The organism is Ruminococcus flavefaciens (assembly GCF_900119075.1).
Classification (GTDB): domain Bacteria; phylum Bacillota; class Clostridia; order Oscillospirales; family Ruminococcaceae; genus Ruminococcus; species Ruminococcus flavefaciens_Q.
The window spans coordinates 123,130-143,089 of record NZ_FPIP01000009.1 but is presented as its reverse complement, the minus strand read 5'-3'; the positions used below and the strand labels follow the sequence as shown (position 1 = coordinate 143,089).

At 48.8% G+C, this 19,960-nt stretch carries 16 protein-coding genes; 6 read left to right on the top strand and 10 right to left on the bottom strand.

Annotation, left to right across the window (positions count from 1 at the left end; translation table 11 throughout):
- Positions 1 to 237: 237 nt before the first annotated feature.
- From BT105_RS12480 to BT105_RS12470, 3 genes are read left to right on the top strand one after another with little or no spacing between them, the layout of a single operon-like run.
- Positions 238 to 1,044 (top strand): hypothetical protein, encoded by an 807-nt coding sequence (locus tag BT105_RS12480; protein ID WP_072301044.1) that lies wholly within the window; start codon positions 238 to 240, stop codon positions 1,042 to 1,044.
- A gap of 46 nt (positions 1,045 to 1,090) precedes the next feature.
- On the top strand, positions 1,091 to 2,074 hold the full coding sequence (locus BT105_RS12475; protein WP_143186597.1) for a hypothetical protein: 984 nt from the start codon (positions 1,091 to 1,093) through the stop codon (positions 2,072 to 2,074).
- Positions 2,075 to 2,090: 16 nt separating this feature from the next.
- A complete protein-coding gene (locus tag BT105_RS12470) occupies positions 2,091 to 3,659 on the top strand; it encodes an SEL1-like repeat protein (protein WP_072301042.1) in 1,569 nt (522 codons plus the stop codon).
- 37 nt (positions 3,660 to 3,696) lie between these two features.
- Here the strand turns inward: BT105_RS12470 and BT105_RS12465 are convergent, their stop codons facing one another.
- Complete coding sequence (locus BT105_RS12465; protein WP_072301041.1) at positions 3,697 to 5,607, bottom strand: hypothetical protein; 1,911 nt, start codon at positions 5,605 to 5,607, stop codon at positions 3,697 to 3,699.
- 12 nt (positions 5,608 to 5,619) lie between these two features.
- Complete coding sequence (locus tag BT105_RS12460) at positions 5,620 to 6,180, bottom strand: RNA polymerase sigma factor (RefSeq protein ID WP_072301040.1); 561 nt, start codon at positions 6,178 to 6,180, stop codon at positions 5,620 to 5,622.
- A gap of 248 nt (positions 6,181 to 6,428) precedes the next feature.
- Between BT105_RS12460 and BT105_RS12455 the strand changes: the two genes are divergently transcribed.
- Positions 6,429 to 7,286, top strand: coding sequence for a COG1361 family protein (locus tag BT105_RS12455; protein WP_072301078.1), 858 nt, complete (start codon positions 6,429 to 6,431; stop codon positions 7,284 to 7,286).
- Positions 7,287 to 7,805: 519 nt separating this feature from the next.
- On the opposite strand, the gene BT105_RS12450 is transcribed toward BT105_RS12455, so the two are convergent.
- Positions 7,806 to 8,540, bottom strand: coding sequence for a polysaccharide deacetylase family protein (locus BT105_RS12450; protein WP_072301077.1), 735 nt, complete (start codon positions 8,538 to 8,540; stop codon positions 7,806 to 7,808).
- Positions 8,541 to 8,670: 130 nt separating this feature from the next.
- Between BT105_RS12450 and BT105_RS12445 the strand changes: the two genes are divergently transcribed.
- Both BT105_RS12445 and BT105_RS12440 read left to right on the top strand, forming a co-directional pair.
- The gene (locus tag BT105_RS12445) at positions 8,671 to 8,946 is read left to right on the top strand and encodes a hypothetical protein (protein WP_143186596.1); all 276 of its coding nucleotides are present in this window, start codon (positions 8,671 to 8,673) and stop codon (positions 8,944 to 8,946) included.
- Positions 8,947 to 8,986: 40 nt separating this feature from the next.
- The gene (locus BT105_RS12440; RefSeq protein ID WP_072301039.1) at positions 8,987 to 9,517 is read left to right on the top strand and encodes a zinc metalloprotease; all 531 of its coding nucleotides are present in this window, start codon (positions 8,987 to 8,989) and stop codon (positions 9,515 to 9,517) included.
- Positions 9,518 to 9,695: 178 nt separating this feature from the next.
- Here BT105_RS12440 and uvrB read toward each other — a convergent pair whose 3' ends face one another.
- The 7 genes from uvrB to pyrR form a co-directional block, all read right to left on the bottom strand.
- On the bottom strand, positions 9,696 to 11,657 hold the full coding sequence (gene uvrB / locus BT105_RS12435; protein WP_072301038.1) for an excinuclease ABC subunit UvrB: 1,962 nt from the start codon (positions 11,655 to 11,657) through the stop codon (positions 9,696 to 9,698).
- Between the two features lie 276 nt (positions 11,658 to 11,933).
- The gene (carB, locus tag BT105_RS12430; protein ID WP_072301037.1) at positions 11,934 to 15,125 is read right to left on the bottom strand and encodes a carbamoyl-phosphate synthase large subunit; all 3,192 of its coding nucleotides are present in this window, start codon (positions 15,123 to 15,125) and stop codon (positions 11,934 to 11,936) included.
- Between the two features lie 109 nt (positions 15,126 to 15,234).
- Positions 15,235 to 16,335, bottom strand: a complete 1,101-nt coding sequence (locus BT105_RS12425; protein WP_072301036.1) for a carbamoyl phosphate synthase small subunit — start codon at positions 16,333 to 16,335, stop codon at positions 15,235 to 15,237.
- A 121-nt stretch (positions 16,336 to 16,456) separates the two neighbouring features.
- Positions 16,457 to 16,813: a four helix bundle protein gene (locus BT105_RS12420; RefSeq protein WP_072301035.1), complete on the bottom strand. Its 357-nt coding sequence runs from the start codon at positions 16,811 to 16,813 to the stop codon at positions 16,457 to 16,459.
- A gap of 51 nt (positions 16,814 to 16,864) precedes the next feature.
- Complete coding sequence (gene pyrF / locus BT105_RS12415; RefSeq protein ID WP_028514625.1) at positions 16,865 to 17,791, bottom strand: orotidine-5'-phosphate decarboxylase; 927 nt, start codon at positions 17,789 to 17,791, stop codon at positions 16,865 to 16,867.
- 17 nt (positions 17,792 to 17,808) lie between these two features.
- Entirely contained in the window at positions 17,809 to 19,077 is a 1,269-nt protein-coding gene (locus tag BT105_RS12410) for a dihydroorotase (protein ID WP_028514624.1), read from the bottom strand.
- A gap of 30 nt (positions 19,078 to 19,107) precedes the next feature.
- On the bottom strand, positions 19,108 to 19,629 hold the full coding sequence (gene pyrR / locus BT105_RS12405; protein ID WP_028514623.1) for a bifunctional pyr operon transcriptional regulator/uracil phosphoribosyltransferase PyrR: 522 nt from the start codon (positions 19,627 to 19,629) through the stop codon (positions 19,108 to 19,110).
- Positions 19,630 to 19,960: the final 331 nt, after the last annotated feature.

Below are 19,960 nucleotides of genomic sequence, written 5' to 3'. Positions count from 1 at the left end.
TGTCCGCCTTTCTTAGTTATTAGCAGAACTAAGAGCTATGTAGGGGCGAACAGTGTTCGCCCGAAACGATCATGAATGGTAGTACACGGGCGCACAATGTGCGCCCTACAAAACTAAAAGCTAATGGCTCGGGCGGATAGTATCCTCTCCTGCTGCTCACTATTCACTTCTCTCCCCTATTGACGTTTTTGCGATTTAGAGCTATAATAGTCATATATAAATTCTAAGGAGATAAATATGAACATCACTTCACGCATTATGGCGGCTGCAACAGCTGTCATACTGTCTGCCGCAGCTTATGGCTGCTCAAGCAAGACCTCTTCTTCTGTATCGCCGTCCTCTGAGACCACAACAGCCACTTCCTCTGACGAGGCTTTTACAACTACAGATACAGAGAAGTCCACGGACAGCTCTTCCACTACAACTGCTGCAACCACTACATCGGGAAAAGCTGCTGAAACAACTACAACTACTGCCGCCGCTGAAAAGCCTGCTGAAAAAGCCACAGAGCCCACAAAGGCTGAACCCAAAACGGGCTTCGGCAGCAGCTTTGAAGCCGCTAAGGCTTACTACAATGCGTACCTCACCAACAACGCCGACGCGGTCTATGATATGTTCTGCAAGGAAGAAATAGAGGCTTATCACGCATATATAGGCACGACCGACCTCCTCGACGGCAAGAATCCGCAGGTGGTTTTCAAGCGCTCGGCAGTCATTGACGCCATAAAGCAGTCCATGGGGAATATCCGCAGGATAATGGCAGAAAAGTCCGATGTGCCCCCTGAAAAGTGGACTACCTCCCTTGCCGAGGATACTCTGAAAGCTACAGGAGAAAATGAACTCAAGGACTTCAACAAGACTCTCAGCACCGAGTTTACGGCAGGTTCTGACTGCGGTCTCGTTTACTACAAGGACGGCAACGAGGAACACGATTTCGTGGGAAACGGCTGCGCATTCGTAGAGCTGGACGGACGCTGGTATCTTTCCTACAGCTCAGTCATGAGATCCGAGCTCATAACATATATGGATAAGCTTTTTCAGTAAGAAAGGATAAGCAATGTCTGTCAAAACTATTGTAAGTATATTTCTCATGGCATCTTTACCTGCGATGTATACCAAGGATATAATACTGCTCATTGCCGACTTTTTATTCGCGCCCCTGTTCAGATTCCGGGTAAAAATGGTGTCGTTTTTCGGGCTTTCTTTCATTTTAGAGGAAGAAGATAAGTGGAAGTTTTCATACACGAAGAAGAGCCCGCTGATACAGCACAGTGTTCTTCGTGATACCCGAAAACCTATAGACAGCTTCAATGATAAGGACTCGGTCTATCTTAATATCATCGAGGGAATAGTCCTTATATCAGTTTCTTCCGCAATATGCTTTGCTTTTCGGGAGCTCATTTTCAAAAGCGGAAAGACCATTCCTGAATACTTTGCAGTGGGATTCGCCTGCTTTATGCTGCTTTTCAGCTTGAAATACGTTTTGATAACGGTATACGTGCACCTTATCGTCATGAAAAGACTGGGCGGCTATGTGGAACAGCTCATCGGCAGACTCAAACACGGCGAGACCTTCTCTGCTCTCGACCTGAAACCTGTCAGCGAACTGGGATTCAAAAATCCCACCTTTGTTGAGCAGGAGCAGTATTACATGGTCTACATGGGCTATCTCGCCGAAACAGGCAATACCGAGGCTATGAGGCAGCCCTCCCATATGGTAATGGAGAGAATGCGCGAACGCGATTTCATCTTGCAGGACGGCTTGAAATACTACTGGCTCATATACTACTTCTCGGACGTTGAGCCCAACAAGGCAAACGCCGACCTGCTGCTTCAAAAGATAGGCAATGTTATTTACGATGACAATCTGCCCAATGCAAAACGTGTGCTCGCCTACTATGTCTTTAACCACGAGCACGACCTTGAACGCGCCGAGGAGCTTGTCACAGAGGGCTTTGCCGCCCTTGAATCAGGCACATTCACCAACGCCGAAAGGATACTGGAGCGCTCTCTGCTCACACAGCTGAACACCCGTATCATCAAGGCTAAATTCAACACCAATACCAGATTATAATGGAGGAACATCTTTAATGGACGGCAAACTTTTCGCAGAGACCACTGACGCTGTCAGACAGGTCACAGAGCGCTTCGGCGTTAATATCCTTACTGACCACAAGCGCTTCTGCTCGGCTTTCTCCGACTTTGCACCAAAGCTATCCAAGGAGAACAAGGCTTTCTTTGTGGCTCTCAGCGAGGACGTCGGCGAGATATTCATAAGTGAGAACGCCGCTGTTATAAACGGCAGCAAAAGCGCCGAGGAAGTTATCCAGCGTGCCATGACCGATATCTGCGAATACCTCAACGAGGAAAAGGCGGAGCTCATCGCGCGGAGCATAGCTGCGGCTTTAGGCTGGCAGGCAGGAGAGGTACTCCCCGACAGCTCGGACGTTCAGAGCAGCAGCTTCGTCAGCGGTTCTACCCTTATCGAGGACCTCTTCCGCAGAGCTCAGGGCGGCGACAACGACGCCTGCTTCAATCTTGGCGAATGCTTCTTTTACGGACGCGGAGTCAGTCAGGACTACGCTAAGGCTATACACTGGTACATTCAGTCCTCTGACCGCGGCGATTGCAGCTCCCAGAAAAAATTAGCGGACTGCTACTATCTCGGACAGGGCACTGACAGGAACCTTGCGAAAGCCGCCCACCGCTACGAGCAGGCTGCCGAGCAGGGCGATTACGACTCGCAGAAGGCTCTTATCCGCTGCTATATCATAGGCGGAAACGGCCTCAATGCTGACCGCAGACGTGCGGAATACTACTCCAAGCGCTACGGTATCCCGATAGAGGACGGCACCTCCAACGGACTTATGAAACGCGCTCAGAACGGCGATCCAGAAGCGCAGTTTACTCTCGGAAATATGTACCTCCTCGGCACAGGTATCGAGCAGAGCAACGAAAAGGCTATATACTGGCTTAAAATGGCTGCACAGAAAGGTCATGCCGGCGCTGCTTACAATGTTGCCTGCTGCTATCAGTCTGGTACGGGAGTTCCAGAGGACAAGATAACCGCCGCGAATATGTTCAGAGAAGCTGCGGAAAAGGGCGACCTTGACGCAATGAATAACCTGGGCGGCTGCTATATGTACGGCAGCGGCACGGAAAAAGACCAGTTCAAGGCGGCTGAATGCTACAGAAAGGCTGCGGAGGGCGGTCTGCCCAGAGCCCAGTACAACTACGGTGAGTGCTTATTCAACGGCTGGGGCGTGAGCAAGGATACCGCCGAAGCTGTGAAGTGGTATAAAGAAGCTGCCAATCAGAAAGACGCCAACGGACAGTACTCCTACGGCTGGTGTCTGTGCAACGGCGTGGGCACTGCACAGGACACGATCTCGGCAAAGGATATGTTTGAGCTTGCCGCAGCTCAGCGAAATACCGCGGCGCAGAAGGCTTTAGGCTACTGCTACACCAACGGCTGGGGCACGGCTAAGAACTTCGCCGTAGCTGCCGAATACTTCGGAAAAGCCGCTGCAAACGGCGACAAGGAGGCGGCAGAGGTTCAGGTAGCCTGCTACAAATACGGCGGAGAATACCTTGCGGCAAATGAACCGAAGGCGCGTTATTACGCCGACCAGTACGGTCTGGACTATGATAATATATGAAAAAGGCTTCCCTTTTGGGAAGCCTTTCGCTTTATGCTCAATAATTCGGAGCTTGTACCAAGTTGAATTCGTTTTCATCAAGATACTTTATTACTTCGTCTTTGCTCATGGGAGCTTCTGCTTCGTCGTCAAACTTATAATTCATCGCCTTGAAGCTGCTATGAAGCATTCCCTTTTCGCCTGAATCAGTCATGTAGTAAAGCTCATTTGCAAGCCAGATTCCTGTTTCAGCGTCAACATCGGCTGTAATTATCATGGGTTCATACTGACCTTCATGGAGCTGCTCATAGCTGAAGCTTACGCTTGCTATACGTCTGCCGTTTTCATATCTTTCGCCTGTTATCGTCCATTCAGACTCGTTGATAATATCATCTATCTCGTCATACTTTCTTTCTCTTTCATTATCCATGCAGATATATTTAAAGCCGCCGTAATATTCAAATAATACTCTGTCTGGCTTAGTCCACCACCACAAAAATTCGTTGTCGATACTTTTGTATTCAGCGCCCTTATGAGATGCTATATATTCAGTTCCGATGTAGTCGTCAGCTGTTATATAGATATTGTTAAGGAAGTAAAAATGCGTATAGTCATATGGGGTTCCGTCTGTTCCAAATTCCGTTCGATTATATTCACCTGTCATGGTGGTATTATCAATTTTTATGGTACCCTGACAATCAGCATAGAAAGGTCCGTTTTCATCGCCGTAGTTCGTTTGGCGTGATGTGGTCCATTCCGCCGAGAACTTATCATAGTAATGTGTGGCGTTAAGGCTTCTCTCACGGAGGAAATCACCTGTTAGCTCATCAGGAACAGGGTGTGCCTCGGTGGTTATAGTCCCGGTCACAGGCGTATATGCTACAGTTGTTGTGGCAGGCGATACGCCGTCAAGGACTTCAAGATCATACTTAGAATGTCTGTACTTATCGTATCCTCCGTCAAGGACAAACTGCTTGAACTCAGCAGGAGCCATAGGCGCTTCAGCTTCATCATCGAATTTGTAATTAGTATACTTTACCTCATATACGACCTCTTCGCTGAAGTTTTTATATACCTCGGAAAGAACTATGCCTGATTCTGCATCAATATCAGCAGTAAACTTCATGCTTGCACCGTTTGTCACAATGTCATGACCGCACTCGCCCTCAACAGTAACTATTCTTCTGCCGTTTTCCGTCTTGTCATCTTTTATGTCCCATTTGCTTGTATCATCAAGAAAAGACCAAAGCCAGCCGTAAGTACGCGGAAGCTTATCAAGATTGATTTCTTCGCTGTCTGCGCCAAAGCTTACATCGTACCTTTTATTTTTTATATCGCCCTCATAGGTCTCATTTGTGTATATTCTGTACCCATTGAATGAGTACTCATATATGAGATTGTTTATTTTCTCCTCGTGGTCGGGCTCGTCATAAATTATCTCGTTTCTGTTCCAGCCTGTTTTTGAATCATTATCCAGCTTACAGGAGCCCTTTATAGTATAAGGCTCAGATTTAGTGGAGGTGTCATACTCATTGCTTCTTATTTCATAATCGCATGAGAATTTATGGTAGCTCCAGTCACGACCTACAATATGCTGTATCGAATTTTTGTTTATTTCATAAGGAACTTCGTTTCTTGTAGTGTTCTCTGTTTCAGTAGTGCTTTCTATATTGCTGTTGTGATTGTTATTGAGCCTGTCGTTCTTCATAAGCTTAAAGCCTGCAAGGACTCCGCCTGTGACAAGAACTGCCGCAGCCGCTATTGAAGCTATGCGCGTCATGCTTATCTTTCTGTCGTAATGCTCAACACCGCTTACTTCTTCCGCAAAACCGCCTTCAGAGCCGTCCGAAACGCGCTCCATTACCTTTGCATATATCTCGTTCTTCTTTGTTTCCTCAGCCATGAGCTTCTCAACAGAAGCCTTGTCCGCATTCTGCAAGGTATCTATTATCTTCTTTTTGCTGTTCATATTTATCCTCCTTTACAGGGTGATGTTGTTTTCTTCAAGGAGCTTCTTCAATCGCTTCATAGCCCGTCCGCAGCGAACTCTCACGCCTGCCGCGTTCAAGCCCGTCATTTCTGCTATCTCCTTTGAGCTCCTGCTGTAGTAGTACTTCTGAATGATAATGACCGAATCGGGATAGCCCAGCTCGGATATGCATTTGAGGAGCTGCTCCGAGAGCTCGTTCTTTTCAGCCTCAGCCGCTACATCGGTATCCTCGGCAATCTCAGCCATATTCTCATCATCAATGGGATCGTTGAGCCCTGTTTTTGCGGCAAGCTTTCTCCGCATACTTATAGCAGCATTACGCGCCGCAGCTCCGATATAGGAGTTCAGAGCTCCTATCTCTGCGCCTTTCAGCTTCATCATCACCGAAGCAAACACATCTATGGTACATTCGTCGCAGTCGTCGGGACTTCCGAAGCCTCTTAGTATTCTCTGTACAATAGTGTAGACATATCTGTAGTATTTATCGAAAAGTGCTTTTTGCCCCTGAGGCGGAGTATCCCGCATAAGCGTTAATATCTCGTTATCGGTCATATGCATTCTCCTTTGCTGTTTTTTCAGACTGGATCCGTCTTCACCTATAGTAACGCAGCCCTGTAGGAAAGTGTAACACTATTTTAGCATTTTTTTATTTTTTTTGCAAACACGAATTCCTTTTCACTGTAATATCTGCTCACTAACCACTAATCACTAAAAACTCCGCCAGGCATATAATATCAATGAGGGAGGGAAATCTCCCTCCCTTAGTACGGCGGAGCTTCCGCCATATGGAGGATAATTATATGGCTACTTTTTTCAATCAGGCTACACTGTCCTATAACGGCACAGTTACAAGCTCTAATATAACCGCAGGCGAGATAATCGACGTTCTTTCAGCTTCAAAGAGCGCTGTTTCCGACACCTACACCGCAGACAGCGAGGTCGTTTATATCATCAGCCTTGTGAATACAGGCTCTTCCTGTTTCAGAGACCTTACCGTTACAGATAACCTCGGCGAATACAGCTTCGGAGAAAGCGGCACAGCCGTACCGCTGACCTACAATGAGGGCTCCCTGACCTATTATGTAAACGGAGTGCAGCAGGCAGCACCCACTGTGACCTCAGTTTCGCCCCTTACCGTTACGGGTATCAACGTACCCGCAGGCGGCAATGCTATGCTGGTATATTCAGCTGAGACAAACAGCTTCGCACCTCTCGGCGAAAATGCTGAGATAGTAAATACAGCTACAGTCAGCGGCGACGGTATCAGCAATATCACAGCTTCCGAGACTATCACCTATGCCGAGGGCGTTGACCTTGCGATCAGCAAGTCCCTCAGTCCTGCGGCTGTTGAGGAAAACGGCGAGGTGACCTACACCTTTGTTATCCAGAATTTCGGCGCAGTTCCTGTTGAGGCTTCTGCTGATGTTGTTTTCAGCGACACCTTTGATCCTGCGCTCAGCGAGCTTACTGCTGAGTTCAACGGCGAAGCATGGGCTTCTGGCACAAACTACGCCTACGATCCCGATACGGGAGTATTTACAAGCCTTGACGGTCAGATAACCGTTCCTGCGGCACAGTTTATCCAGAACGAAGATACAGGCGAGTGGTCGGCACAGGCTGGCGTAAGCACTATCATCATCAAGGGCAGATTAGCATAAATGTAGGGGACGGCGTCCTCGACGTCCCACTCAAGGGAACGCCTTCTCTTGCAAGGCGACACTAATCGTGTCCGGCACCCTCTGTCCTTCGGACATCTCCCTACACTGTAGGGAGTCACCCTTTGCGAGGCGCCGCCTTTGGAATCCCATTCAGATTTTCAGGAAGTAACTGCGGTATAAAAAACCTATTTGCTCATATGCGGATAATATTCGCCAGCAAAAACGGGGACACATAACCATGATACTCATATAGAAGTTTTATAATTATTATTGAGAGAACCCCTTTTGAAAAAGGGGCTTCTCTCAAACTCTCTCCCTAAAACTTTCGTTTTGTTTTTTCACAGATAGGGCGCATCTGCATTTTTGCGGTTTTTTTTTATTTAAAAAGCGCCCTATCTGCGAAAAAACCAGATAAAAGTCTTTGGAAAGGGGTATGGGGGAGAACCTTTCCTCAGAAAGGTTTCCCCCATAATTAACTGTAAGCTTCTATATAAGTGTTGCGGTTAGTGTCCCCGTTTTTTATACCTCGAATCCCTTAGCACGAAAGTCGTCAATCAACTGTCCCAGTATCTCCGCATTTGTTGCCGAGACTGAGTGGAGCAGGAGTATCTCTCCGCCGTGTGCCGCGTCGCCGAGCTTTTTAAGCCCCTCCGCAGGCGACGGCTGTGAGTTTGTATTCCAGTCCACATAGGCACTGCTCCAGAACAAGGTCTTATAGCCGCAGTTCTTTGCGGTCTCAAGAGCCCTTTCCGAGTACTCGCCGCATGGGCAGCGGAAATACTGCATCTCATAGCCGTAGTTTTCCATGACATAGTCGTGAAGCGACATTATCTCTTTCTTTGCGTCCTCATCGGAGAGCGTTGGCAGACTTGCGTGAGTCATGCCGTGATTTCCGAGGATATGCCCCTCGTCTATCATACGCTGAACAAGGTCGTGCTCCGTCTGTGCATAAGGACCTGTCAGAAAGAATATCGCCTGAACGTCCTTTTCTTTCAGTGTGTCAAGTATCTTAGCGGTATAGCCGTTTTCATAGCCCTGATCAAAGGTGATGATTATTCTTTTATCGTCCTCCGACAGGGCGAAGGCATCAAGGTCGCCGAATCGGCTGTTGAACTGCACTGCGTCTACGGGACGGTTGTTCTCGTCAACATTCGTACCCTGACCGTAGCCTACCTTAGTGTTATCGGCAGCATAAACTGCCGTACATGGCATGACAGCCGCAGTCAGCAATGCAGCGGAAGTGTTTATTTTCATAAGCATTTACCTCTGATTTTAAGTGCGGAATAACTCCGCAAAAGTATTATTAGCTCAAAGCAGCGAAAAAAACATGGATTTTTCTGCATTTTTCGATTTTTTCCGCATATTTATCTACAGAGGTGATAGTATGGAAAACGAGGATATCCTCGAAGATAACAGCGAGGACAGCACTGAAGCGCTTATTGAGTCCTACGACAGAAAGCGGAAAAACCGTGCCGACGATATCATAGCTACACAAGCAGTCATATGCATACTGCTCGGAGTCCTTTTTATTGCAGGAAATATGCTTTATCCCGATATTACCGGAGCTGTGTTTGCCAAGCTCCGCGGACTTGTGACCGAGGACAAAAACATCATAACCAACCCAATTGACCATATCCTGAGCTATATTGATAAGCTTTAGACTTGGAAAAGCCGCATTTCGCGTCTATTTTTCATTTTTTGTGTTCAATGCGCTGATATTCCTGCTCCGTGACAGCAGACTTGTTCTGGCTTTCTACACGGTCTGCGCAGTCCATGAAGCAGGGCACATTGCTGCTCTTATGCTTGTGGGCGGAAGTATCGGCTCTGTGGAGCTCAGCGGCTTCGGTATCCGCATGGAAAGGAAAAAAAGCCGCATGATATCCGCAAAGAGCAGTATTTTCGTGCTTCTTGCAGGACCTGCGGCTAATATTATTATGTATATTCTTATGAAGCTGACGGGCTGCGGCGGAACTTTTCCCCTGCTGAATCTTATGGCGGCGGCATATAATATGCTCCCCTACCGCAGTCTTGACGGCGGAGCCATAATAGCGGAATTCACCGCAGGCTCAGCTCACGAAAGCAAAGCAGAGACCGTACTTGCGGCGATAAAGCTAAGCTTTATCGCCCTTGCCGCCGCAGCTGCGGCGGCATACGGAAAAGGTACGCTCCCACTGCTGATTGCAGCAATAGCACTGTACATAGGAGATAAACGCACCAATAATAACTCTTAACGAAAAAAGCAAGGGCGGCATTAGGCTGCTCCCCTTAACGGAAAAAGCGGGCTACCGAGCCGTAAAGTAACGGCTCATATTTGGTAACCTGCGATTCCGCCAAAGGGGGCTCCCCTTCCGCCGCCCCTGCAAAGCTAATAGCTAATGGCTCAAATAATAGTTTTACAGCGCAAAATTATTATTTTTCCTGTAATTCCTTTATCTTATCGCGGAGATACGCTGCGTGCTCAAATTCAAGCAGCTTCGCAGCGTTCTTCATTTCCACAGTGAGCTTGTCTATCAGGCGCTGTTTCTCTGCTGCGGAAAGCTTCTTCTTTTTCGTTTTTTCCTCCACCTTGTTCTTGGAGGTTATCTCCAGTACGTCGCGAACGTCCTTGATAATAGTTTTCGGCACGATACCGTGCTCCTCGTTGAACGCCATTTGCAGAGAGCGGCGGCGCTCGGTCTCGGTGATAGCACGCTCCATAGAGCCCGTAACGCTGTCGGCGTACATGATGACCTGTCCCTTAGCATTTCTCGCCGCACGTCCGATAGTCTGTATAAGTGAGGTCTCGCTTCTCAGGAAACCCTCCTTGTCGGCGTCCAGTATGACTATAAGGCTTACCTCAGGGATATCAAGTCCCTCACGGAGCAGATTTATTCCCACAAGCACATCGAACACGCCCTCGCGGAGGTCTTTTATTATCTCCATACGCTCGATAGTATCGATATCATGGTGAAGATAGCGCACCTTTACACCCAGCTTCTCATAATATGAGGTCAGGTCCTCTGCCATTTTCTTGGTGAGAGTTGTGACCAGAACACGCTCATGACGCTCAACGCGCTCGTTTATCTCAGAGAGCAGGTCGTCAACCTGTCCGTGAGTAGGCTTTACGATTATCTCAGGATCAACAAGTCCCGTAGGACGAATGACCTGCTCCACGATAGTGTCGGTCTTTTCGCGCTCTATCTGTCCCGGAGTCGCGCTGACATAGATAGCCTGATGAATATGAGCATTGAACTCGTCGAAATTCAGCGGACGGTTGTCCATAGCGCTGGGCAGACGGAAACCGTAATCCACAAGAGTGGTCTTTCTTGCTCGGTCTCCTGCGTACATAGCCCTTACCTGCGGCAGAGTAACATGGCTCTCGTCCACGATAAGGAGGAAGTCCTCGGGGAAGTGGTCCATAAGAGTCAGCGGAGTACTTCCCGCAGGTCTGCCTGCAAGAACACGGGAATAGTTCTCGACGCCGCTGCAATAGCCGACTTCGCGGAGCATTTCCATGTCGTAGTGTGTGCGCTGTTCGATACGCTGTGCTTCTATGAGCTTGTTATTCTGCTTAAAATAATCGATACGCTCCGCAAGCTCACGGTCTATCTCAGTGAGAGCAGATTCAAGCTTTTCATCGCCCACAACATAGTGTGAAGCAGGAAAGATAGCCGCATGGGAAACTACCGCCTTGACCTCCCCCGTTATCACGTTTATTTCGGAGATACGGTCGATCTCGTCGCCGAAGTACTCCACTCGCACAGCCGTATCCGTTGACATTGCAGGGAATATCTCCACAACATCGCCGCGGACGCGGAAGCGGTTACGCTCAAAGGCTACGTCATTGCGCTCATAGCGAATCTTCACAAGCTCCGCAATGAGTTGATCACGGGGCTTTTCCGCGCCCTGACGTATGGAAACGCACATGGAACGGTACTCCTCAGGACTACCGAGGGAGTAAATGCATGAAACACTGGCAACTATGATAACGTCGCGGCGCTCCGCAAGAGCCGTTGTAGCAGAGTGACGGAGCTTGTCTATCTCGTCGTTTATGGAGGAGTCCTTTTCGATGTAGCTGTCAGTGCTTGGCACGTAGGCTTCGGGCTGATAGTAGTCATAATAGGATACGAAGTACTCCACAGCGTTTTCGGGGAAAAACTCGCGGAACTCCGAGCATAGCTGTGCCGCAAGTATCTTATTGTGGGCAAGTACGAGAGTAGGTTTGTTCACACGGGCGATGACATTTGCCATGGTGAAGGTCTTTCCCGAGCCTGTAACGCCGAGGAGTATCTGCTCCTTTTTGCCCGAGTTTATACCGTTTACCAGCTTGTCTATAGCCTGTGGCTGATCGCCTGCGGGAGCGTAGTTTGAACATAGCTTGAAGTGATCCATAATACCGCCTTTCGGAATTGAAAATTGAGAGTTGAGAATGTAGGGGCGCACAGTGTGCGCCCGTATCTTTTGAGAAAAGAAGTGTATGGGGCGATGTGGTCATCGCCCCGTAAGTGTATTATGTTATTTTGTGTATTGACGGCGTCCCGTCGCCCCTACAAAAGCGTGTATGTCACGGGCGCACACTGTGCGCCCCTACAGGCTAACGGCTAACAGCTTCGGGCGGATAATATCCGCCCCTGCTGTGGGCTGTCGAGGACGCCAGCCCCTACAGGTTTATATCTTGGTGATGTCAACTAATTCAACGTCGTTGATAGTTCTGCCCGATTCAAGCACCTTTACCAGCGATTTCGCCGTATCCACAGCAGTTAAGCTACAGATAGAACGCTCTATGGACTTTCTTCTCATCTTAACGCTGTCGCGCTCGGGAAGTCTTCCCTTTGCGGAAGTTGATATTACATAATGTATCTTGCCGCTGTCAAGGAGAGTCTCAACGTTTGGCTCACCGTCGGAAATCTTGCGGACAAGGTTTGCCGCTATCATGTTCCTGTGGAGAACGCTCTGTGTACCCGATGTTGCATAGAGCTCGAAGCCCATACGCTCGAACTTGTCCGCGATAGGAAGTATCTCCCTCTTGTCGCTGTCACGGACAGAGATAAGAACTCCGCCCTCACGCTTCAGGTCAAAGCCAGCGGCGATAAGTCCCTTGAGGAGTGCGTCCTCGAGGTTTCTGCCGATACCGAGACACTCACCTGTGGACTTCATCTCAGGTCCCAACATTGTATCAACGTCAGTCAGCTTCTCGAATGAGAATACAGGGACCTTAACAGCAACATAGTCGCCTGCGGGATAAAGTCCGCTCTCATAGCCCATATCCTTGAGCTTTGCACCGAACATTATCTTTGTAGCGATATCCACCATAGGTATTCCCGTAACCTTGCTGATATAAGGAACAGTTCTTGAAGAACGTGGATTTACCTCGATAACGAATACCTCGTGATTGTATACGACGTACTGGATATTTACCAGACCAATAACGTTGAGTTCCTTGGAGAGAAGCCTTGTATACTCAACGATTATGCGCTTGATACGCTCAGAAAGGTGCTGAGCAGGGTAAATTGAGATAGAGTCGCCAGAGTGAACGCCTGCACGCTCGATATGCTCCATGATACCGGGAATAAGGAAGTCCTCGCCGTCGCAGATAGCGTCGACCTCGACCTCAGTACCCATCATGTACTTGTCGATGAGTACAGGATTTTCGATGTTGTGGCTCATAATGATGCCCATATACTCCTTTACGTCTGCGTCGGAGTGAGCGATTATCATATTCTGTCCGCCGAGAACATATGACGGACGAAGAAGCACTGGATAACCGAGGTCATTAGCCGCTGCAAGAGCTTCCTCTGTGTTCATAACTGTATGTCCCGCAGGTCTCGGTATACCACACTTTTCAAGCACCTCGTCAAAGCGCTCCCTGTCCTCTGCGGCGTCTATCATGTCAGCAGAAGTACCGAGGATACGAACTCCCATATCTGAGAGATAGCGTGTCAGCTTGATAGCTGTCTGTCCGCCGAACTGTACAACAACGCCATAGGGCTGCTCGGTCTCGATAATGGACTGAACGTCCTCCTTTGTCAGCGGATCGAAGTAAAGTCTGTCGCCTGTATCGAAGTCGGTTGAAACGGTTTCGGGGTTGTTGTTGCAGATAACAGCCTCGTAGCCAAGCTCTTTCAGAGTCCATACGCAGTGTACGGAGCAGTAGTCGAACTCGATACCCTGTCCGATACGGATAGGACCTGAACCGAATACGATGACCTTTTTCTTGCCCTTGTCGGTGCGCTCGATGAACTGCTTTGCTTCGTTCTCCTCGTCGAATGTGGAGTAGAAGTAAGGAGTCTCAGCCTTAAACTCGCCTGCGCAGGTATCGACCATTTTGTAAACGGCGCTCTTGTGCTTGGGGCACTTCTGTCCCGATATGCGCTCGATAGTGCTGTCAAGGTAGCCGTACTGCTTTGCGATATCGTACTTTTCCTCTGTGAGCTCGCCCTCTCTGAGCCATTTTTCAAGCTCTACAAGATTCAGGAGCTTATAGAGGAACCAGTTGTCTATCATGGTTATCTCATGTATCTCCTCGGGAGTTATGCCGCGCTTCAGCGCCTCAAATACGCAGAATGAGCGCTCGTCATCGATAACGTGGAGCTTCTCGCGTATCTCCTCAGTGGAGAGCTTTTCAAGCTTTTTCAGGTTCATGGTGTCCATGCCAAGCTCGATAGAGCGGACAGCCTTCATCATAGCCTGCTCAAAGCTTGTACCGATAGCCATTACCTCGCCTGTAGCCTTCATCTGAGTGCCGAGGGTACGCTTTGCGTAAACGAACTTATCGAATGCCCATTTCGGGAACTTTATTACAACATAGTCCAGTGCAGGCTCAAAGCAGGCATAAGTCTTGCCTGTTACCTGATTGATTATCTCGTCGAGAGTGTAGCCGATAGCTATCTTAGCGGCAGTCTTTGCGATAGGATAGCCCGTAGCCTTTGAAGCCAGCGCAGATGAACGTGAAACTCTTGGGTTTACCTCGATAACGGCGTACTTGAAGCTTGTTGGGTGAAGTGCGAACTGGCAGTTGCAGCCGCCCTCAACTTTAAGCTCCTTGATGATGTTGATAGCCGCTGTACGGAGCATCTGGTACTCTCTGTCGCTGAGAGTTACAGCAGGCGCAATAACAATACTGTCGCCTGTGTGAACGCCTACAGGATCGAAGTTCTCCATGGAGCATACTGTGATAACGTTGCCCTTTGCGTCACGGATAACTTCAAACTCTATTTCCTTCCAGCCGCTTATGCACTTCTCAACAAGTATCTGTGTGATAGGCGAAAGACGAAGTCCGTTTGTAGCGATATCGCGGAGTTCCTCCTCGTTCTGAGCGATACCGCCGCCTGTTCCGCCGAGAGTAAATGCAGGGCGGACAATAACGGGATAGTGAATCACCTGTGCGAAGTCAACTGCGTCCTCAACGGTCTCAACTACCTTTGACGGGATACAGGGCTCGCCTATTTTCTCCATAGTGTCCTTGAAAGCCTGTCTGTCCTCAGCCTTGTGGATAGTCTCAGGGTCTGCGCCGAGAAGCTTTACATTGTGGCTGTCGAGGAAGCCTTCCTCTGCGAGCTGCATGGACAGTGTAAGACCTGTCTGACCGCCGAGGGTGGACAGGAGACTGTCGGGCTTTTCTATTTCAATGATACGCTTGATAACGTCAAGTGTAAGGGGTTCGATGTAGACCTTGTCTGCCATAGCCTTATCGGTCATAATGGTAGCAGGGTTGGAGTTTACGAGGACTACTTCAAGTCCCTCCTGTTTAAGTGCGCGGCAGGCCTGAGTGCCTGCGTAGTCAAATTCGGCAGCCTGTCCGATAACGATAGGACCTGAGCCGATTACAAGAACCTTTTTTATATCATTTCTGAGTGGCATTTCTATTACCTCCAAATAAGTAGTAAGTAGTATTGTAGGGAACGGCGCCCTCGCCGTTCCTTTAATATATCACTTTTGCGGAACGCCGAGGGCGCCGTTCCCTACTGAATTATTTCTTACTCATTGTTTCAACAAAATCGTCAAACAAGTACGCTGTATCCAGCGGTCCACCGTGTGCTTCGGGGTGAAACTGAACTGTTCTTGCGTTGACTGAGGTATAGTGTATGCCCTCGCAGGTCTTATCGTTTGCATTTATATGGGAAACATGACCTACCGACGGATCAATGCTGTCCCCTACTACTGCATAGCCGTGATTCTGGCTGGTAACGTAGGTAAGACCGCTTTCAAGGTCGATAACAGGCTGGTTTGCACCTCTGTGGCCGTATTTCAGCTTCTCGGTCTTTCCGCCGTTGGCAAGCGCCATGAGCTGATGGCCGAGACAGATACCGAATATCGGAATTCCCAGCTTCTGTATCTCCTTGATATTCTCGATTATCTCAACATTTTCGGCAGGATCTCCTGGGCCGTTGGAGAACATTATGCCGTCGGGAGCAAGCTCCTTTATTTCTGCGGCAGTTGTATAGGCAGGTACTACAATTACCTCACAGCCGCGCTTTAAAAGCTCCTGTCTGATATTGCGCTTGTAGCCGAAATCAAAGAGCGCCACGCGGAGCTTCTTTTCTTCGGGCTCATAGGTAAGAGTCTCGGTATTGGTAACAGCCTTTACAGCGTCCTTTACCGTGAAAGCGCGGACCTTTTCGAGAAGCTCGTCCTTCTTTGCGTAAACGTCCTCGGTGGTGATAACGCCGTTCATAACGCCGACCTCACGGATAGTACGGGTAAGGCGGCGGGTGTCGATGTTATTGATACCGACGATGTTGTGCTCCTTTAAGAAGTCGTTGATGTTGCCCTCACAGCGGAAGTTTGACGGTGCGTTGCACCACTCTCTAACGATATATCCCGATACATAGGACTTTGCGGACTCATTGTCCTGAGAGTTCACACCGTAGTTCCCGATAAGGGGAAAGGTCTGTGTGACTATCTGTCCGTAGTAGCTGGGATCGGTGAGAGTTTCCTGATAGCCTGTAACTCCCGTGGTGAATACGACTTCACCTATGACAGTGCCCTTGGCACCGAAGCTCCTACCCTCGAACACCTGTCCGTCGGCAAGCATAAGGTAAGCTTTTTCTCCCATGTTGAATAATGACATTGTAAATTCCTCCCTTTAGTTTTTAGAGGTCGTATTATTGGTGCTTATTATCTTTTCCATACGCCATTGTATAAAAAAGATCTAAGAACTAAGATCTAAGAGCTAAGAGCTAAGACCTTAGTTATTGGAGATTTAATTTTTTTATGAAGCCATTAAGAATTGTACCGACTTCATTTATCAGAGCAAATGCTTCTTTACATTGCTCCTCTGAAAGATAATTCAATTCAATACATATAAGTAATTGTGTTTCAAGCTCATATCTTGAACCACGAGCGATAGAAAGAAAATGTGCAAATTCTCTTGATGAGTTTCTCCCTGCACCTTCAGCTATATTTGAAGGTATTGATACAACAGAACGCCGCATCTGATCCGACAATGAATAATTCTCATATTTAGGCATGAAGCGCAAAAGTCTGTATGTCTCTTTAACAAGCAGCATTGACTTCTGCCAAACTATCAGCTTCTTGTAGTTTTCCATTCTTGCACCTCTCTTAGTTCTTAGCTCTTAGTTCTTAGCTCTAAGCACTAATCACTTCAAGTTGATGTACTGGCAGATATCCTCTCTCATGCGGATAACTTCTCTTCTTGCAGCCTTTGCGAACTCGTGCTCGTCGCAGCCCTCTTTCTTGTATGCGCACATTACTGCGCGTGAGGAGTTTACGATAGCTCCCAGACCGTTCTCGTCGAAGCCGCCCTTCAGGCCCTCAGCTCCGCCGCCCTGTGCGCCGTAGCCGGGAACAAGGAACATAGTATGGGGAAGTCTCTGTCTGAGCTCTGTGAGCATTTCGGGGTATGTAGCGCCTACAACTGCGCCTACTGCGGAGTAGCCGTACTTTCCGCGTGTATCCTCGCCCCACTTCTCGCACATATCACCCATGCACTCGTATACAGTGCGTCCGTCAGCCATTTTCATGTCCTGAAGCTCGCCTGATGAGGGGTTGGAAGTTTTTACCAGAACGTAGATGCCCTTGTCGCGCTCCTTGCAGACTTTAAGGAGAGGAGCTATGCCGTCTGTACCGAGGTAACCGTTCACTGTGAGAGCGTCAGCGCCGAATGGCTCGATATCGCTGCCGCCGATAGTAACTGTACCGAGGTGAGCGTTTGTGTAAGCCTCCATAGTAGCACCGATATCGTTGCGCTTGCCGTCTGTCATAACGAACATACCGTTGAGCTTTGCATAGCGGATAGTCTTTTCAAGAGTTCTGATACCGTAGTGACCGTACATCTCATAGTAAGCAGCCTGAGGCTTGATAGCAGGCACGATATCGTGTATCTCGTCGATGATAGCCTGATTGAAGTCGAATATAGCCTTTGCAGCAGCCTTTAATGTCCAGCCGTCGCTGTCCAGATAGCGGCGCTGGATAAACTCGGGAACGTACTCCAGCTTCGGATCGAGACCTACCACCGTAGGATTTTTCATTTCGATTATCTTGTCGATAAGTCTGTCAAATGACATAGTTTCTCCTCCTGTAATTACATTTCATTATATCTTATCTCGCCCTTTGATATGGTAACGAGAGGCTTTCCTGTGAGCTCCATGCCCTTGAAAACTGTATTATGCGATTTCGAGTGGAGCTTCTCGGGCTCAACTGTCCATTTTTTATTTATGTCAGCTATTACAAGGTCGGCAGTGCTGCCCACCTTTATACTCGGTATGTCAAGTCCCAGTATCTTACGGGGATTCACGCACATGAGCTCAACTACCTTATGCAGGTCTATCTCCCCTGTGTGATAGAGAGCCGTCAGTGTTGCCGCCAGTGATGTTTCCAGTCCCACAACACCGTTGGGAGCCTTCTCGAAGTCAGCCTTTTCCTCTGCGGCATGGGGCGCATGGTCTGTGATTATGCAGTCTATAGTGCCGTCTTTTACGGCTTCGATTATAGCCTTGACGTCCTCGGGAGTCCTCAGCGGCGGATTCATGCGGTAGTCCGCGTCACGCTTCTCCAGCAGCTTATCCGTCAGCATGAAGTAGTGGGGAGCAGTCTCGCAGGTGACTTTTACTCCTCTTGACTTTGCAAAGCGTATCATAGCCGCGCTGCCCTCTGTGGAAACGTGGCAGATATGTATTCTCGCATTAACTGATGAAGCAAGTATCATCTCTCTTGCGGTTATGTAGTCCTCTGAAGCTCTGTCCATGCCCTTGACACCGAGCTTTGCGGAGGTCTCGCCCTTGTTGATGATACCGCCGTTTATAATGCTCAGGTCCTCGCAGTGTGAAGCCACCAACAGACCGTTCTCGTTGGAGAGCTCAAGAGCCTTTCGCATATTCTCCGCATTCTCAACGGGACGTCCGTCGTCGGAGATACATATGCAGCCTGCGGCTTTGAGAGCTTCATAGTCGCAGAGACCGTTGCCGCTCATTCCACCTGTAATACAGCCCACGGGATAAACATCAACTCCCGTACCATTTGCCTTGTCGATGATGTAGCGTATAGTCTCGGGGTTATCGCAGGGCGGCTTAGTGTTCGGCATTGCAAGAACGCCTGTGACTCCGCCTGCCAGAGCCGCACCGCAGCCTGTGAGCACGTCCTCCTTATGGGTGAAGCCGGGATCGCGGAGATGTACGTGCATATCGAACAGTGACGGCATGAGCACAAGTCCCGTTCCGTCAATGGTCTGCTCAGCGGAAGCTGTTATGCCCTCGCCAATTTCAGCGATAACGCCGTCCTTGATTAGTACGTCTGTTGTAATGTCCACAGCATTATCAACTGCACGGATATTCTTTATCAGGATAGATGACATAGATTCCTCGCTTTCTGTTAGTAAGTATATTCAGTATATCGCTACTCCGTCGCTGCCGTCTATCTCCATGGCAGAGACCTTGACCACCTCGCTGTGAGAGGTGGGGAGATTTTTGCCCACATAATCGGGACGTATGGGAAGCTCCCTGTGTCCGCGGTCTACCAGCACCGCAAGCTGTATGGAGCGCGGTCTGCCGCGCTTTATAAGAGCGTCTATAGCCGCACGGGAGCTTCTTCCCGTAAAGATAACGTCGTCAACGATGACCACGTTCTTATCTGTGATGTCGAAAGGGATATCCGTTCTTTCATCAGCGCCGCCGTGCTTGCTGTCGTCGCGGTAGGGCGTGATATCCAGAGCACCGAAAGGGACCTCGTTCTTTTCAAGCTCCGAGAGCTTATCGGCGATACGCTTGCCAAGAGGGACTCCCCTTGAGAAGATACCCACCACGCACAGGTCCTCCGTGCCCTTGTTCCTCTCGATTATCTCGTAGGAGATACGGGCGATAGCACGGGCAATTGCCTTATCGTCCATTATAATGCGCTTCTGCTCCATAGGCGGCACTCCATTCAACAAAAAATGCTCCCCGCCGCGGCAGGGAGCATACATATAGTTATAGCTATAGTTATAGTTATAGTTACAGTATTTACGAACGCGCCTTGCCGACCTCACGGGATCGAATTAAAGGGTAGCTTATCAATTAACACATCTATTATATCACATTGTGAAAGATTTGTCCAGTGATTTCATATTATAATTATTTATTTACTAATTCAGTGATTAGTTGTTAGTGATTAGTGCATAGTAGGGGCGGATATTATCCGCCCGAGCCCTTAGCCGTTACCCATTAGCCTGTAGGGACTGCCTTTGGCAGTCCGCAAATCTC

Excerpts from the sequence above, each read along its gene's own strand:
- BT105_RS12480 (WP_072301044.1), top strand. The coding sequence starts at position 238 with ATGAACATCACTTCACGCATTATGGCGGCTGCAACAGCTGTCATACTG.
- BT105_RS12475 (WP_143186597.1), top strand. The coding sequence starts at position 1,091 with ATGGCATCTTTACCTGCGATGTATACCAAGGATATAATACTGCTCATT.
- BT105_RS12470 (WP_072301042.1), top strand. The coding sequence starts at position 2,091 with ATGGACGGCAAACTTTTCGCAGAGACCACTGACGCTGTCAGACAGGTC.
- BT105_RS12465 (WP_072301041.1), bottom strand. The coding sequence starts at position 5,607 with ATGAACAGCAAAAAGAAGATAATAGATACCTTGCAGAATGCGGACAAG.
- BT105_RS12460 (WP_072301040.1), bottom strand. The coding sequence starts at position 6,180 with ATGACCGATAACGAGATATTAACGCTTATGCGGGATACTCCGCCTCAG.
- BT105_RS12455 (WP_072301078.1), top strand. The coding sequence starts at position 6,429 with ATGGCTACTTTTTTCAATCAGGCTACACTGTCCTATAACGGCACAGTT.
- BT105_RS12450 (WP_072301077.1), bottom strand. The coding sequence starts at position 8,540 with ATGAAAATAAACACTTCCGCTGCATTGCTGACTGCGGCTGTCATGCCA.
- BT105_RS12445 (WP_143186596.1), top strand. The coding sequence starts at position 8,671 with ATGGAAAACGAGGATATCCTCGAAGATAACAGCGAGGACAGCACTGAA.
- uvrB (WP_072301038.1), bottom strand. The coding sequence starts at position 11,657 with ATGGATCACTTCAAGCTATGTTCAAACTACGCTCCCGCAGGCGATCAG.
- carB (WP_072301037.1), bottom strand. The coding sequence starts at position 15,125 with ATGCCACTCAGAAATGATATAAAAAAGGTTCTTGTAATCGGCTCAGGT.
- BT105_RS12425 (WP_072301036.1), bottom strand. The coding sequence starts at position 16,335 with ATGTCATTATTCAACATGGGAGAAAAAGCTTACCTTATGCTTGCCGAC.
- BT105_RS12420 (WP_072301035.1), bottom strand. The coding sequence starts at position 16,813 with ATGGAAAACTACAAGAAGCTGATAGTTTGGCAGAAGTCAATGCTGCTT.
- pyrF (WP_028514625.1), bottom strand. The coding sequence starts at position 17,791 with ATGTCATTTGACAGACTTATCGACAAGATAATCGAAATGAAAAATCCT.
- BT105_RS12410 (WP_028514624.1), bottom strand. The coding sequence starts at position 19,077 with ATGTCATCTATCCTGATAAAGAATATCCGTGCAGTTGATAATGCTGTG.
- pyrR (WP_028514623.1), bottom strand. The coding sequence starts at position 19,629 with ATGGAGCAGAAGCGCATTATAATGGACGATAAGGCAATTGCCCGTGCT.